The sequence below is a fragment of the Dechloromonas aromatica RCB genome (assembly GCF_000012425.1).
Genome location: NC_007298.1, coordinates 991,612 through 1,007,026, shown reverse-complemented (window position 1 = coordinate 1,007,026; position 15,415 = coordinate 991,612). Strand labels below are relative to the sequence as shown.

Sequence of the window (15,415 nt, the reverse complement as noted above, 5' to 3'; positions counted from 1 at the left end):
TGTGTCGAAACACACTTCGCGGAGGCCACCATGAAAATCACCAGTGCCAGCCTGCAGTTGGCCTCATCACACGCCAGTTCGCAGCAGCATGAGGTCAGCGAATCGCTGAAGATGTGGGTTGGCCCGCGCCGCCCGGCCTTTAGCGATGAAGGCCAGACAAATCGCCCCCAAATCACCGATAGCGTGACACTTTCCGACGCCGGAAAGGCTGCCAGCGGTGCCCGCGCAACGAACGAGACCGGAAACGAAGAGATCGACAATGACCCGAAGCTGAAACTGATCCGGTCCTTGATGGAATTGCTGACCGGACGCCAGATCAAGGTCTTCAACGCCAGCGAACTGCACTCGGAGCAAGCGGCACCCGCCGTCACGGCGCCTCCTGGCGCCAGCAGTCCCGAGGCAGTTCGCCCCGCCGGATATGGTGTCGAGTACGATTATCACGAGTCCTATACCGAGACCGAGCAGACCAGTTTCTCGGCCAGCGGCACGGTAACAACCGCTGACGGCAGGGCAATCAGCTTCGATCTGCAACTTTCAATGTCGCGCAGCTATCATGAGGAAAGCAACGTCAGTCTGCGTCTTGGTGACGCTGCTCGCAAAACCGACCCACTGGTCCTTAATTTCTCGGGCAGCGCTGCGCAATTGACCAATCAACGCTTTGCCTTCGACCTGAATTCCGATGGCAGCAAGGAGCAAATCAATTTCGTCGCCCCGGGCAGCGGCTTTCTGGTTTTCGACCGGAATCATGACGGCAAGGTAAACAACGGCAGCGAACTGTTCGGCCCGAACACTGGCGATGGCTTTCAGGAGCTGGCGAAACTGGATGACGACAAAAATGGCTGGATTGATGAAAACGATGCCGCATTTGGACAATTGCAGGTCTGGACACGGAATACCGAGGGCACCGAACAATTGCAATCGCTTGGCTCCGCCGGGGTCGGTGCAATCTCGCTAAGCCGCATAAACACGCCATTTGACATCAAGACAAATGCCAATGAACTTCTTGGAAAAATTCGCACTTCTGGAATACTTTTGCAGGAGAGCGGCGCGGCTGGCACAATTCAACAAATCGACCTGACCGCTTGACAACAAGAGCGGCAGTTACTTGAGGGAATTTCATGCCGCGCTTTGCCGATTTGAAAATATGGGTGCGCCTCACCGCCGCCATTTGGGTTGTTCTGGCCATCATCTGGGCAGGCGCCATCGCCTGGACCACCCAGGTTAACCGAGAGACGGCAATCCGTCAGGCCCAGGATTTTTCGAAGAGCATCCACGAAATGACCATGGCCGGCCTGACCGGCATGATGATCACCGGCACCGTTGGCCAGCGCGAAGTCTTCCTGGACCAGATCAAGCAGCTATCGATCATCAAGGATCTGCACGTTGCCCGTAGCGACGCCGTCGTCAAGCTGTTCGGCCCCGACACCAAGAGCCAGCGCGAGCTCGATGTGCTAGAAAAACAGGTCATGGCCTCCGGCACGCCCTACATGTCGGTTGAATCTGCCAACGGCAGCTCCTTCCTGCAAGTCATCAACCCGACCAAGGCCTCGAAAAACTATCTTGGCAAGGACTGCATCGCCTGCCACCAAGTCCCTGAAGGCACGGTGCTCGGCGTCGTCAGCATGAAGGTCTCGCTTGACTCGGTCGAAGCCGAGGTTTCAGCCTTTCGCGTGAAAATCGCCGGCGTCGCGCTAGGCGCGCTGGGTGCGCTGTTGCTCATCATCTATCTGATTACCCATCATTTTGTGACCCGACCGCTCGACGAACTCCGCAAGGGTCTCAGCGACATCGCCCGTGGCGAAGGCGACCTGACCCGTCGCCTGCCGATCAAGGGGCGCGATGAGGTCGGGCAATCGGCGCTTGTTTTCAACGAGATGATGGAAAACTTCAATCAACTGGTTCGCCAGGTCCGCGACTCGGCCAGCCAGGTTTCCTCACGAGTGGCGGCATTGTCGGAAAGTGCCGACCGTGTCACGCAAAGCTCGCATCAGCAGAACGAAAGATCAAACCATGCCGCCACTGCGGTCGAGCAACTGGTTTCGAGTATTTCGTCGATTGCCCAGAGCGCCGAGCATGTCCAGCACCAGTCTCAGGAAAGCCTGGCCCGTGCCAACGAGGGTAGCCGCAACCTGAACGTGTTGCTCAACGAGATGACGGTCGTCGAAAGTGCCGTCAAGGAAATGGCCGAGTCGGTCAACAACTTCGTCCGCAATACCGAATCGATCACGCTGATGACGCGCGAGGTCAAGGATATTGCCGAGCAGACCAATCTGCTGGCCCTGAATGCTGCCATTGAAGCAGCCCGAGCTGGCGAGCAGGGGCGCGGGTTTGCGGTGGTGGCCGATGAAGTACGCAAGCTGGCCGAAAAGTCCTCCCGTTCAGCCAGCGAAATCGATGCCATCACGGCCAACCTCAGCGCCCAGTCGGTCGCCGTCCGGCGCAGCATCGAAGAGGGGCTGGAACATCTGGAGTCCAGCCAGTCGGCCGTCGCCTCGGTCTCCAACATCCTGCAGGCAACGAACGGCTCGGTCACCGAAGTCGGCCATGGACTGGACGCCATCGCCACGGCCACCGATCAACAGCGTCGCTTCTCGGGCGATGTCGAGCACAGCATTGAAGCCATCGCCGGCATGGCCCGCGAAAACTCCGGCACGGTTGAACAGACCGCTGGCGCGGCGCACGACCTGAAGCGACTGGCCGAAGGACTGGCCAGCCTGGTTGGCCGCTTCAAGGTCTAAATCAGGAAATCGACTTCAATAAAACCGCCTCTTCGGAGGCGGTTTTCACATGGGTGACAGTGAGAGGTCCATGCCGCCGCCCGAACGCGACCCGCCGGTCAAGGAACCGGTCGCACTCTGCACCGCGGGCAATCCTTGCGCCGCGGCAACCCGGTTCACCTCCCGCATCCGCCCGATCATTCTGGCCAGCAGGACATTCCGCATGCGCTCAAGCAACTCCTCCGATGACAGCGCCAGTGCAGCGGCATTGATCTCCAGGAAAAGTGTCGGCTCCAGAGTTACTGCCGTCGAACAACGTTGATCGCTGGCCGGGTGCAGATAGGCCACCTCCCCGACCGGCTCGCTGGGCCCAAGGCGACACAAGGCCTTACCGTCGATCGAAATTTCGACAGATCCGGAAATGATAACACCGAAGAACTTGTTGCTCTCGCCCTGGCGAATCAACGCCACGTTGGGCGAAACTTCGCGCCAGACTGCGACCCGCAGTACTTCCCAGATCTCTATGTTTTCGAATTCGGTGAAGAAATCGAGCCGGCGCAGCATCTCGAAGTGCTTGGTGTCCTGTGCCGTTTGGTCCTCTTCAAGCATCTGATAGCGCACCGCTGACAGATCCTTGGCGAATTCCGCGCCGTTGCGGTAGCGGCTGTAAAGATCCTTTTCCAGCGCCCGGCGCAGGACAGCATTGAGGCCTTCCGGCAAATTCGGATTGAGCGCTGTAACGGCCGGCGCATCAGTGTTGATGATGCGATAGATCAACGTTGCCTGATTATTGGCACGGAATGGCAGGCGCCCGGTCAGCAACTGGAATAGCAGCACGCCAAGCGAGTAGAGATCGGTCTTCTGGTTGAGCGGATAGCCCTTGATCTGTTCCGGCGACATGTAGGCCGGCGAACCAACGCCCATGATGAACGTTGAATCGCGATCCATATCCTTGTTCATGTTCAGCGCCAGCCCGAAGTCGGCAATCTTCGCTTCGTCGTTGGCCGCCACCATGATATTGGCCGGCTTGATGTCGCGGTGGATGATGCCCTGGCGATAGGCCGCATCAAGTGCCATGCAGCATTTGAAGATGATGCCGATCACCCGGTGCATGGGCAGCAATTTGTCGATGCGGATATGTTCTTCCAGCGAAAAACCCTCGACGTACTCCATGGCCAGATAGGCAAAATCTTCCTCGACCACGGCTTCGTACACCCGAACAATATTCGGATGATTCAGGCGCTTCGAAACCATCCCCTCATTCTGGAAAAGCTTGCGCATGCGACGCGACATCGCCGCACTGTCCTGTCCGAAGCGAATGACCTTGACGGCGACTTGGCGATCGGAGTCCGGGTCGTCACAAAGGTAGACCGTGGCGGTCGCCCCCTTGCCCAGTTCGCGAACGACGCGATATTTGCCGATTGTTTCCATTCAGGATGCACAGGAAAAAGTTACTGAATTATCGTAGCACGGGGCATCCGGCGCTGTAGAGGATTTCAACGATAAAGATTTTCTCCAAGTCCTCTTGAAAGAGCATTTTCCGACCCCATCTACCCAAACAGCTTTTTTGGAGAAATCTGCATGTCTAACCCCGAAAATGCCCAGGACGCAATGCTGGGCAACGAACCCGCCGTTGAACCGGTCGTCGAACCGACCGCCGAGCAACACACCGATACCCTGCCGAGCATTGAAGAGCAATTTCGCGCCCTCGAACTGAAGGCGGCCGAACACTACGATGCCTGGCTGCGCGCCAAGGCCGAAGGCGAAAATATCCGCCGCCGTGCCCAGGACGACATTTCCAAGGCTCACAAATTCGCTGTCGAGAAATTCGCTGGCGAACTGCTGGCCGTCAAGGACAGCCTGGAAGCCGCACTGGCCGTGCAGGAACAGACCGTCGACAGCTTCAAGTCCGGCGTCGAGCTGACCCTGAAGCAACTGGTCTCTGCCTTCGACAAGAACGCGCTGAACGAAGTCAATCCGGCCGGTGAAAAATTCGACCCGCACAAGCATCAGGCGATCGGCATGGTGGATTCCGAACAGGAAGCCAACACCGTGGTCACCGTGCTGCAAAAGGGCTACATGATTGCCGACCGCGTGTTGCGTCCGGCCCTCGTCATGGTCGCCAAGGGCAAATAAATACTTGAAATCGGGGGCCGCGCCCCCAGTTCACGAACATCAGCAATTCATCTTAAGGAATCGAACAATGGGCAAGATCATCGGTATTGACCTCGGCACCACCAACTCCTGCGTCGCCATCATGGAAGGCGGCCAGCCGAAGGTTATTGAAAACGCAGAAGGTGCGCGCACCACGCCGTCCATCATCGGCTATACCGAAGATGGCGAAATCCTGTGCGGCGCCCCGGCCAAGCGCCAGGCCGTCACCAACCCGAAGAACACGCTGTACGCTGTCAAGCGCCTGATCGGCCGCCGCTTCGAAGAGAAGGAAGTACAGAAGGACATCTCCCTGATGCCCTTCAAGATCGTCAAGGCCGACAACGGCGACGCCTGGGTTGAAGCCCGCGACAAGAAGATCGCTCCGCCGCAGGTTTCGGCCGAAGTGCTGCGCAAGATGAAGAAGACCGCAGAAGACTACCTCGGCGAAGAAGTCACCGAAGCCGTGATCACCGTGCCGGCCTACTTCAACGACAGCCAGCGCCAGGCCACGAAGGACGCCGGCCGCATCGCCGGTCTGGAAGTCAAGCGCATCATCAATGAGCCGACCGCTGCTGCCCTCGCCTTCGGCATGGACAAGACCAGCAAGAGCGACCGCAAGATCGCTGTGTATGACCTTGGCGGCGGCACCTTCGATATCTCGATCATCGAAATCGCCAACGTCGACGGCGAAACCCAATTTGAAGTGCTGGCCACCAACGGCGACACCTTCCTCGGCGGCGAAGACTTCGACCAGCGCCTGATCGACTACATCATTGACGAATTCAAGAAGGAATCCGGCGTCAACTTGAAGGCCGACGTGCTGGCCCTGCAGCGCCTGAAAGAAGCCGCTGAAAAGGCCAAGATCGAGCTGTCCTCCAGCCAGCAGACCGAAGTCAATCTGCCCTACATCACTGCCGACGCCTCCGGTCCGAAGCACCTGGCCCTGAAGATCACCCGTGCCAAGTTCGAGTCGCTGGTCGACGAACTGATCGAGCGCACCATGGCCCCTTGCGTCACTGCGCTGAAGGATGCCGGCTGCAAGATCAGCGATATCGACGACATCATTCTGGTCGGCGGCCAGTCGCGCATGCCCAAGGTGCAGGAGAAGGTTAAGGAAATCTTCGGCAAGGAACCGCGCAAGGACGTCAATCCGGACGAAGCCGTTGCTGTCGGTGCAGCCATCCAGGGCGGCGTTCTGCAAGGCGAAGTCAAGGACGTGCTGCTGCTCGACGTCACCCCGCTGTCGCTCGGTATCGAAACCCTGGGCGGCATCATGACCAAGCTGATCCAGAAGAACACGACGATCCCGACCAAGGCCTCGCAGACCTTCTCAACCGCTGACGACAATCAGGCAGCAGTGACCATTCACGTGCTGCAGGGCGAACGCGAAGTGGCTTCCGGCAACAAGAGCCTAGGCCAGTTCAACCTGGAAGGCATCCCGCCGGCCCCGCGTGGCACGCCGCAGATCGAGGTCATCTTCGACATCGACGCCAACGGCATCATGCACGTGACGGCCAAGGACAAGGCGACCGGCAAGGAAAACAAGATCACCATCAAGGCCAACTCCGGCTTGTCCGAAGCTGAAATCCAGGCCATGGTCAAGGATGCCGAGTTGCACGCCGAGGAAGACAAGAAGGCGCACGAACTGGCCGATGCCCGCAACCAGGCCGACGGCATGGTGCACATGGTCAAGAAGTCGCTGACCGAATACGGTGACAAGCTCGACGCATCCGAAAAGGCAGCCATCGAAGCCGCCATCAAGGATGTCGAGGACGTGCTGCGCGACGGCGACAAGGAAACCATCACCGCCAAGACCGAAGCCCTGTCGGCTGCCGCCCAGAAGTTGGGTGAGAAGATGTACGCCCAGCAACAGGCTGAAGGTGCAGCGGCCGGCGCCACTGGCCAACAGGCCGAGGCCGGTGAAAAGACCGTTGAGGGTGATGTCGTCGATGCCGAATTCACCGAAGTGAACAAGGACAAGAAGTAATCCCAGGCCTAACAGCCCGGCGCCGAGCCTACCGGAAATCTCCGGCGGCGCTCGGCGCCTTTGTCACTTGACGGGTAGAAATAATGTCAAAACGCGATTTTTACGAGATTCTCGGCGTCAACCGCGATGCATCCGACGACGAGATCAAAAAGGCCTACCGCAAGCTGGCCATGAAGCACCATCCGGACCGCAATCCGGACAATCCAGGCGCCGAAGAAAAGTTCAAGGAAGCCAAGGAAGCCTACGAAATCCTGTCGGACAGCCAGAAGCGCGCAGCCTATGATCAGTTCGGCCACGCTGGCGTGGAACAGGGCGGCATGGGCGGCGGCGGCTTTGGCGGTGGTGGCGGTGGATTTGCCGACGCCTTCGGTGGCATCTTCGACGAGATTTTCGGTGGGCGCGCCGGCGGCAGTGGTGGCGGTCGCTCCAACATTTACCGCGGCGCCGACCTGCGCTACAACTTGGAAATCACGCTCGAACAGGCCGCCCACGGCACGGAAACGAAGATCCGTATTCCGACCATGGAGGTCTGCGAGCCCTGCAACGGCTCTGGCGCCAAGGCCGGTACCCAGCCCAAGACCTGCCCGACTTGCGGCGGTTCCGGCCAGGTTCGCCTGCAGCAAGGCTTTTTCTCAATCCAGCAGACTTGCCACAAGTGTCACGGTACCGGCCGTTTCATTGCCGACCCGTGCAAGAGTTGCGACGGTGCTGGCCGCATCAAGCAGCACAAGACCCTGGCTGTCAAGATTCCGGCCGGTGTTGACGAGGGCGATCGGATCCGCCTGTCCGGTGAAGGTGAGCATGGTGTCAACGGCGGACCTCCGGGCGACCTCTACGTCCAGATCCACCTGAAACCCCATGCGGTCTTCACCCGCGACCACAACGACCTGCATTGCGAAATGCCGATCTCATTCACCGCTGCGGCACTGGGCGGGGAAATCGAAATCCCGACGCTGGACGGCGCCGCAGCGATCAAGATTCCAGCCGAAACGCAGTCGGGTCGCGTCTTCCGCCTACGCGGTAAGGGCATCAAGGGGGTTCGTAGCCATACCCATGGCGACCTGATGTGCCACGTCGTGGTCGAAACCCCGGTCAACCTGACGGAACGTCAGAAAGAGCTGCTGCGCGAGCTGGAAGAGTCGAGCAAAGACAATAGTGGCAAACACAACCCGCGCTCCAAATCCTGGATGGACAAAGTCAAGGACTTCTTTGCGGAATGATGGTTTGACCTTGTAGCCAGGGCTGACTTTGTCAGCCAAGCGAATCAAGACCCGAGTCCATGCTCGGGTCTTTTTTTGTCCACCGTCGCCCCGAGAGCGATATCGAAACAATTTTCAATTTCCGGGAGTTTTCGCATGAAACCCGGCAGATGATGGCCACATCATTGACACAATTGGCAATATTTCCCATATTTCATACGACAAATATCTCTATTCCATGCGCTTTTGTGACAACGGCAAGCCTTACACCCATATAATTTGAAAATAATCCAGCACTCCATAGCGAGAAACTAATGAAAGCGATTCGCCTTATCCTGGCAGCCTGCCTTATCGGCACCGCAGCAATCCAGCCATCCCTCGCCGAAACGGGCGTCACCGACACGACGATCACGCTTGGCATGTCAGCCCCACTGACCGGACCGGCGAGCGGGCATGGCCAAGAACTGAAGAATGCCATCACCGCCTATTTTGACCAGGTGAACAAGAATGGCGGCGTGAATGGGCGAAAGCTTCAGTTGGCGGTCCTGGATGATGGATACGAAGCCGAAAAGGCAGTCGCCAATACCAAGACACTGATCGAAACCAACAAGGTGTTCGCGCTGCTCGGTTACTATGGCTCGGCCTCGATAACCGAAGCCATGAACAAGGGCTTCGGCCCGGCCCGTGTTCCGATGATTGGTGGCATTTCCGGCGCCATGGCGCTTCGCCAGCCGCCCGCTGGCAACCCGAACAATCGCTTCTTGTTCATACAGCGCGCCAGCTACGCTGACGAGGCAGAAGCCATCGGTCTCCAACTGGCCACCCTGGGCTTGAAAAACATTGCCGTCTTTTACCAGAATGATGGCTTCGGCAAGGCGGGTCTCGAAGGCCTGACCAATGCACTGAAGAAAAACAACCTGACCCCGTCGGCCACTGCCACGGTCGAACGCAACTCTGAAGACATCAGCAAGGCCGTTGAAACGATCGCCAAGGTCAATCCCCAGGCGGTGGTGATGGTCACCTTGTACAAACCGACTGCGGCCATGGTCAAGGCGCTGCGCAAGGCCAACCAGAGTCCGATGTTCATGACCCTGTCGCCGGTTGGTCCGGACCAACTAACCCAGGAACTGGGCAACGATGCCCGTGGTATCGGCATTTCTCAGGTCATGCCCTTCCCTTGGAACGACACCATTGCCATCGTCAAGGAGTACCAGCACCTGGTTGGCAAGCAGGCCACGTACTCTTACATGAGCCTTGAGGGATTCGTCATCGCGAAGATGGCCGTTGAGGCGATCCGCAAGGCTGGCGGCAAGGAGCTCTCGCGAGAAAAACTGATCTCCACCCTTGAAGGCCTGAATCAGGACTTTGGCGGCTATCGCATCAGCTTCAGCCCCAATAGCCATGCTGGTTCGCAATATGTCCAACTAACAGTGATCGGTGCTGGCGGCAAGCTGATCAAATAAGCAGCCGGAATTTCACCGATAAGCCGACGGGCTGTGCGCCATGCGCCAGCCCTTTTTTACGCTCACGAAATCCCCTTCGCCCGCTGGTTTGCCGCCCCTTTCGAGCTGTAAGCTCATAGTCAGCTAACAAGCCCATTCTCCAATTTGCCACAAAGTATCGTCCAACCATAAGGCAACGGAGACAATGAAACCACTACATAAGCTACTACTCGCCAGCATATTGGCGCTGGGCATGACTCAAACACATGCGGAAGTCGGGGTTACCGACACCAGTATCACGCTGGGCATGTCCGCCCCCTTCACCGGGCCCAACGGGCTGTACGGCATGCAGATGCGGGAAGCCATCACGGCTCATTTCGATCAGCTCAATAAAAGCGGCGGCATCAACGGGCGAAAACTCGAACTGATCACGATCGATGATGGCTACGAAACCGATCGCACCCTGGCCAACACCAAAACCCTGATTCAGGACAAGCAAGTCTTCGCGCTGATGGGTTATTACGGATCCACACCGACGACCGAAGCCATGAACAAGGTCTTCGGTCCCGCCAAAGTGCCGCTCATTGGCACAATTTCGGGGGCTGGAACGCTCCGTGAACCCCTAGCAAGCAACCCAAACAGTCGCTACATGTTCAACATTCGCGCCAGCTATGCCGACGAGGCAGAAGCGATCGTGAACCAGATCATCGCGCTGGGCCTGAAAAACATTGCGGTGTTCTACCAGAACGACGGATTCGGAAAATCCGGCCTGGAAGGCGTCACCAACGCGCTCAAGCGGGCCAACCTCGCTCCGGTCGCCGTTGGAACAGTCGAACGAAACTCTCTTGACGTTGCCAAAGCGGCCGAAGCAATCAGCAAGACCAATCCGCAAGCCGTCGTCATGGTCACGCTATACAAGCCAACTGCCGCATTCGTCAAAGCCATGAAGCAACTCGGACAGTTTCCGATGTTCCTGACCCTCTCACCGGTCGGTGGCGAGGTCCTAGCGCAAGAGCTGGGCAATGATGCGCGCGGGATCGGAATTTCGCAGGTTGTTCCCTACCCCTGGAACGACACCATTCCCATCGTCAAGGACTATCAGCGCCTTCTGGACAAGCAAAAGGACAAGTTCTCCTACTACGGCCTCGAAGGCTACATCACGGCCCGTCTGGTGGCAGAAGCACTCAAGAAGGCAGGCAAGGATCTGACCCGCGAAAAACTAGTGACCACGCTGGAAGGCATGCAGAACTTTGACCTAGGGGGTTTCAAGCTCAACTACAGCCCCAACAGCCGGCAGGGATCTCGCTATGTCGAATTGACCGTGGTGGGCGCTGGCGGCAAGGTAATCAAATAAACCCTTCACCATCAAAAAAGCCCGTCCATGGACGGGCTTTTTTCGTTCAGGCACGCCGCCAAGTTGTGCCTTGCGGGCTATCGTCGAGAATGATCCCGGCGGCTTTAAGCTCGTCGCGAATGCGATCGGCCTCGGCAAAATTCTTCGCTTTTTTGGCAGCAGCACGGTCAACGATCATCTGTCCGACCGCCGCCTCATCAAGACCGCCGACACCAGCCCCGCCTTGCAGGTAAGCACTCGGCTCGCGCTCTAGCAAGCCAATGACTCCGCCCAGCCCTTTCAACAGACAAGACAATCCCGCACTTTTCTGACGATTGACCTCGGCAGCCAATTCGAACAGCACGGCTATCGCCCCGTGCGAATCGAAATCCTCGTTCAAGGCCGCAGCAAAACGGCCCGCGAATTCGTTGCTCCAGTCGATATCGGCAGCCGCTGGCGGCACGTCGCGTAGCGCGAAATACAGGCTATCCAGGCTACGCCTGGCGTCGTCAAGATGGGCATCCGAATAGTTCAGCGGACTGCGGTAATGGGCACGCAGGATAAAGAAGCGCACGACTTCCGCATCGAATTGCTCAAGTACAGTCCGAATGGTGAAGAAGTTGCCCAGCGACTTCGACATTTTTTCGTTATCAACGCGGACAAAGCCGTTGTGCATCCAGTAATTGACGAAATTGCAGCAATTGGCACCCTCTGATTGCGCAATTTCGTTCTCGTGGTGCGGGAACTGCAAATCCTGGCCGCCGCCATGAATGTCGAAATGCTGGCCGAGCAGCTTCGAACTCATGGCCGAACATTCGATGTGCCAACCGGGACGGCCATCGCCCCACGGCGACTGCCAAGCCGGCTCGCCCGGCTTGGCATGCTTCCAGAGCACGAAATCAAGCGGGTCCTGCTTGGCCGAATCGACCTCAACCCGCTCTCCTGCCCGCAGGTCATCGAGCGATTTGCCGGACAGCTTGCCGTAACCCGGGAACTTGCGCACCGCGTAATTCACGTCGCCATCGCTCGCTTGGTAGGCAAGGCCGTTGGCTTCCAGCTTGCCGATCAGGTCGAGCATCTCCGGCACGTATTCGGTCGCTCGTGGTTCGTAATCCGGTCGCTGCACGCCGAGCGCATCGGCATCTTCATGCATGAAAGCGATGAAACGATTGGTCAACTGCTGAATCGTCTCGCCATTCTCGATGGCTCGTTTGATGATCTTGTCGTCGATGTCGGTGATATTGCGGACATAGGTGACGTCGTAGCCAGAGGCCTTCAGCCAGCGGTAGACCATGTCAAAGACGACCATTACCCGGGCATGGCCGAGGTGACAGTAGTCATAGACCGTCATGCCACAAACATACATGCGAACCTTGTTCGGCTCGATCGGGGTGAAAACCTGTTTTTCGCGCTTGAGGGAGTTGTATATCTTGAGCATGCGGTGATCAATTCGAGGCGCCGCCGGCACGCTAAAACCTATGGATTCACCGGCGTTTTTGGTAGAATCAAAGGATTGTATAACGCCGAAAAGTATAGCATAGCGATGACCTCAACCTCCCTGCTCCAGCCCCGTTTTCAGCAGCTCAAGACGTTGCGTGCACTGGCCATCGGCCTGGCCATCGGCTTTGCCTCTCCGTCCTTTGCCGACAACCTGCCGGAAGTGCAGCGCCTGATCAAGCAGGGACAGTATCCGCAGGCCATGGAAAAGGTTGATGCCTACCTGAGCAGCCGCCCGAAGGATGCCCAGGGGCGCTTCCTCAAGGGCCTGATCTATACCGAAATGAACAAGCCGGCGGAAGCGATCGGCATGTTTACTAAACTCTCGGAAGATTACCCGGAACTGCCTGAACCCTATAACAACCTCGCCGTACTCTATGCTCAACAAAAGCAGTACGACAAGGCCCGCACGGCGCTCGAAATGGCAATAAGGACTCACCCGTCCTACGCCATCGCCTACGAAAATCTCGGCGATGTCTACGCCAAGCTGGCCAGCCAGGCCTACGACAAGGCGCTGCAACTGGACAATTCCAACTCGGCGACCCAGAACAAGCTGGCCCTGATCCGTGATCTGATTACCACCTCCGGCAAGGGCAACGTCAAGCCGCAACTGCCGACCGCGGCAGCCGCACCTGCGCCGGTAGCTCCGGTGGCGCCGGCACCTGTCGCCCCGGTTGTCGCAAAACCGGCCACCCCGACACCTGCCACGGCAAACGCGACGATCGTTGCCTCCACGCCAGGCGCTGCTGCCGCGACGCCGCCGGCCAAGGCAGTTCCGGCGCCCGTTGCAGCAGCCACCCCAGCCCCCGCTGCAACACCGATAGCAACACCGACACCTGCTCCGGCTGCGCCGGTCAAGGCCGCCAACAGCGCCAGCGACGACATTACCAAAGTCATGACCGCCTGGGCCGATGCCTGGTCCCGGAAGGATATGCGCGCTTACCTGAATACCTATTCGCATGATTTCGAGACCCCCAAGGGCATGAATCGCAAGGCCTGGGAACAGGAACGCGAACAACGCATCGCCGGCAAGGGTGGCAAGATTTCTGTTTCCTTTGACACGCCGCAAATCACCGTCAATGGGGACAAGGCAACCGCCAAGTTCCGTCAGCATTACAAGGCGACCGGCCTGAGCAGTTCGACGACCAAAACGCTGGTCTTTGTTCGTAGTGGCAACAAGTGGCAGATCAAGGAAGAAAACGCCCGCTGATGTTGAAAGGCAGATTCATTCTGGCCGGTCTGGCCGCCCTTGTGGCCGCCGGCGCATTAGCCAAGCTGGCGGATAAACCGACCACTTCCCGCCTCGTCGACCTTGAGTCGGTTGCGACCAGCACCAGCTCAAGAAGCGCTGCCGAAATGCTGGCCTCCGGGTCAGCTTTTTCGACGACTGTTTCCGACTCCGCACCGGAAGAAGTACTGGCCAGGATTTTTGCCGAGATTGAAGCCAATCGCCTGAGCAACGCCCTGCAACTGACTGAAGCCCTGCTCCGTCAGCACCCGAATTACCGCCTGGCCAACCTGATCAAGGGCGATCTTCTGCTCGCCCACACGCAGCCGATCCAGACCTTTGGCGCGCTGAACGACGCACCGCCCGAGAAGGTGGCCGACCTGCGCGCCGAAGCCCTTGTCCGCCTCAAGGCCTACCGCGAGAAGCCGCCGGCTGACTTCGTGCCGCGCTACCTGCTGCAGATGCAACCAGACCAGCGCTACGCCATCGTGGTCGACACCAAGCGCTCCCGCCTGTACCTGTACGAGAACGACACGAAACACGATGGACGGCCACGCTTTGTGGCCGACTACTACATCACCCACGGCAAGCTGGGTGCTGAAAAGCTGGTCGAAGGCGACAAGAAGACACCGGTCGGCGTTTATCACGTCACGGCCAACCTGCCCAAGCAGAAGCTGGCCGACCTCTATGGGACCGGGGCTTACCCGCTGAATTACCCGAACGAATGGGACAAGCGCCAGGGCCGTGGCGGCAGCGGCATCTGGCTGCACGGCACGCCGTCCAATACCTTTGCCCGCCCGCCGCGTGCCTCCGACGGCTGCGTCGTGCTGACCAATCAGGATCTCGATGTCGTTGCCAAAAACCTGCAGGTCGGCCTGACCCCGGTCATCATCAGCAACTCGGTCGAATGGCTGTCGCTGGATGACTGGGCGAAGGAACGCAACGAACTGAACAAGACCATCGACGCCTGGCGCGCCGACTGGGAAAGTCGCGATACCGACCGCTACCTGAAGCACTACTCGAAGCGTTTCAAATCGGGCGAGCAGGACTTCAACGAATATGCCGTTCAGAAAAAACAGGTCAATGCCAGCAAGGAGTGGATCAAGGTCAAGGTCGACAACCTGTCCGTGTTCCGCAACCCGGGCAAGGACGAAGTGATTGTCGTCACCTTTGATCAGGATTACCGCAGCAACAACCTGAACAACCAGATGAAGAAGCGTCAGTACTGGCAGCGCGAAGATGGCAAGTGGAAAATCATTTACGAAGGAAGTGCCTGATGTTGAAAAAAATTTCTGTTCTCGCCGCTGGCCTGCTGGCTTCAGCAATGGTGTGGGCTGCCCCAACCGTCGAAATGACGACCAATCTGGGCAAGTTCACGCTTGAACTGTTCCCGGAAAAGGCCCCGAAAACGGTTGAAATGTTTCTCTATAACGCCAAGCACGGTTTTTATGAGGCGACCATCTTCCACCGCGTGATTGATGGCTTCATGATCCAGGGTGGCGGTTTCAGCCGGGCCATGGAAGAGAAAAAGACCCTGACCCCGGCGCTGCAGAACGAAGCCACCAACGGCCTGACCAATGACCGTGGCACGGTGGCCATGGCACGCACGCAGGACCCGCATTCAGCTCGCGTCCAGTTCTTCATCAATCTGAAGGACAACGAGTTCCTGAACCATCGCAACTCTACCGACCCACGCGGCTGGGGCTATGCCGTCTTTGGCAAAGTGACCCAGGGCATGGATGTCGTCGACAAGATTGCCAAGGTGCCGACCGGCAACGCTGGCTATTACGAAAACGTTCCGACGACACCGGTTGTCATTCAGAACGTCAAAATCATCTCTGAAAAATAAGGTTTCTCC

12 protein-coding genes are annotated in these 15,415 nt (G+C 58.1%); 10 read left to right on the top strand and 2 right to left on the bottom strand.

Annotation, left to right across the window (positions count from 1 at the left end; translation table 11 throughout):
* The first annotated feature begins 30 nt into the window (after positions 1–30).
* Both DARO_RS04835 and DARO_RS04830 read left to right on the top strand, forming a co-directional pair.
* Entirely contained in the window at positions 31–1,086 is a 1,056-nt protein-coding gene (locus tag DARO_RS04835) for an SPM autocatalytic domain-containing protein (protein ID WP_011286692.1), read from the top strand.
* A 32-nt stretch (positions 1,087–1,118) separates the two neighbouring features.
* Positions 1,119–2,738 carry a methyl-accepting chemotaxis protein gene (locus DARO_RS04830; protein ID WP_011286691.1) on the top strand — a complete coding sequence of 540 codons (1,620 nt, stop codon included), beginning with the start codon at positions 1,119–1,121 and terminating at the stop codon, positions 2,736–2,738.
* 45 nt (positions 2,739–2,783) lie between these two features.
* Here DARO_RS04830 and DARO_RS04825 read toward each other — a convergent pair whose 3' ends face one another.
* A complete protein-coding gene (locus DARO_RS04825) occupies positions 2,784–4,148 on the bottom strand; it encodes a protein kinase domain-containing protein (protein ID WP_011286690.1) in 1,365 nt (454 codons plus the stop codon).
* Between the two features lie 180 nt (positions 4,149–4,328).
* Here DARO_RS04825 and grpE point away from each other — a divergent pair, with 180 nt between their 5' ends.
* The 5 genes from grpE to DARO_RS04800 all read left to right on the top strand — a co-directional run bounded on the left by grpE (position 4,329) and on the right by DARO_RS04800 (position 10,853).
* The gene (grpE, locus tag DARO_RS04820) at positions 4,329–4,853 is read left to right on the top strand and encodes a nucleotide exchange factor GrpE (protein WP_085961230.1); all 525 of its coding nucleotides are present in this window, start codon (positions 4,329–4,331) and stop codon (positions 4,851–4,853) included.
* 67 nt (positions 4,854–4,920) lie between these two features.
* Entirely contained in the window at positions 4,921–6,858 is a 1,938-nt protein-coding gene (gene dnaK, locus DARO_RS04815; RefSeq protein ID WP_011286688.1) for a molecular chaperone DnaK, read from the top strand.
* Positions 6,859–6,941: 83 nt separating this feature from the next.
* Positions 6,942–8,078, top strand: coding sequence for a molecular chaperone DnaJ (dnaJ, locus tag DARO_RS04810; RefSeq protein ID WP_011286687.1), 1,137 nt, complete (start codon positions 6,942–6,944; stop codon positions 8,076–8,078).
* Positions 8,079–8,371: 293 nt separating this feature from the next.
* A complete protein-coding gene (locus DARO_RS04805; RefSeq protein WP_011286686.1) occupies positions 8,372–9,520 on the top strand; it encodes an ABC transporter substrate-binding protein in 1,149 nt (382 codons plus the stop codon).
* Positions 9,521–9,752: 232 nt separating this feature from the next.
* The gene (locus DARO_RS04800; protein ID WP_497463026.1) at positions 9,753–10,853 is read left to right on the top strand and encodes an ABC transporter substrate-binding protein; all 1,101 of its coding nucleotides are present in this window, start codon (positions 9,753–9,755) and stop codon (positions 10,851–10,853) included.
* 46 nt (positions 10,854–10,899) lie between these two features.
* On the opposite strand, the gene cysS is transcribed toward DARO_RS04800, so the two are convergent.
* Positions 10,900–12,270, bottom strand: coding sequence for a cysteine--tRNA ligase (cysS, locus tag DARO_RS04795; RefSeq protein WP_011286684.1), 1,371 nt, complete (start codon positions 12,268–12,270; stop codon positions 10,900–10,902).
* Between the two features lie 105 nt (positions 12,271–12,375).
* On the opposite strand from cysS, the gene DARO_RS04790 reads away from it, so the two are divergent.
* Genes DARO_RS04790 through DARO_RS04780 form a run of 3 tightly spaced genes read left to right on the top strand, consistent with a single transcriptional unit; the run spans position 12,376 to position 15,406 of the window.
* Positions 12,376–13,539 (top strand): L,D-transpeptidase Cds6 family protein, encoded by a 1,164-nt coding sequence (locus DARO_RS04790; RefSeq protein WP_011286683.1) that lies wholly within the window; start codon positions 12,376–12,378, stop codon positions 13,537–13,539.
* The gene (locus DARO_RS04785; RefSeq protein ID WP_011286682.1) at positions 13,539–14,834 is read left to right on the top strand and encodes a L,D-transpeptidase Cds6 family protein; all 1,296 of its coding nucleotides are present in this window, start codon (positions 13,539–13,541) and stop codon (positions 14,832–14,834) included. The genes DARO_RS04790 and DARO_RS04785 overlap by 1 nt, the downstream gene beginning before the upstream one ends.
* Positions 14,834–15,406, top strand: coding sequence for a peptidylprolyl isomerase (locus DARO_RS04780; RefSeq protein ID WP_011286681.1), 573 nt, complete (start codon positions 14,834–14,836; stop codon positions 15,404–15,406). Before DARO_RS04785 ends, DARO_RS04780 begins: the two co-directional genes overlap by 1 nt.
* Positions 15,407–15,415 lie beyond the last annotated feature (9 nt).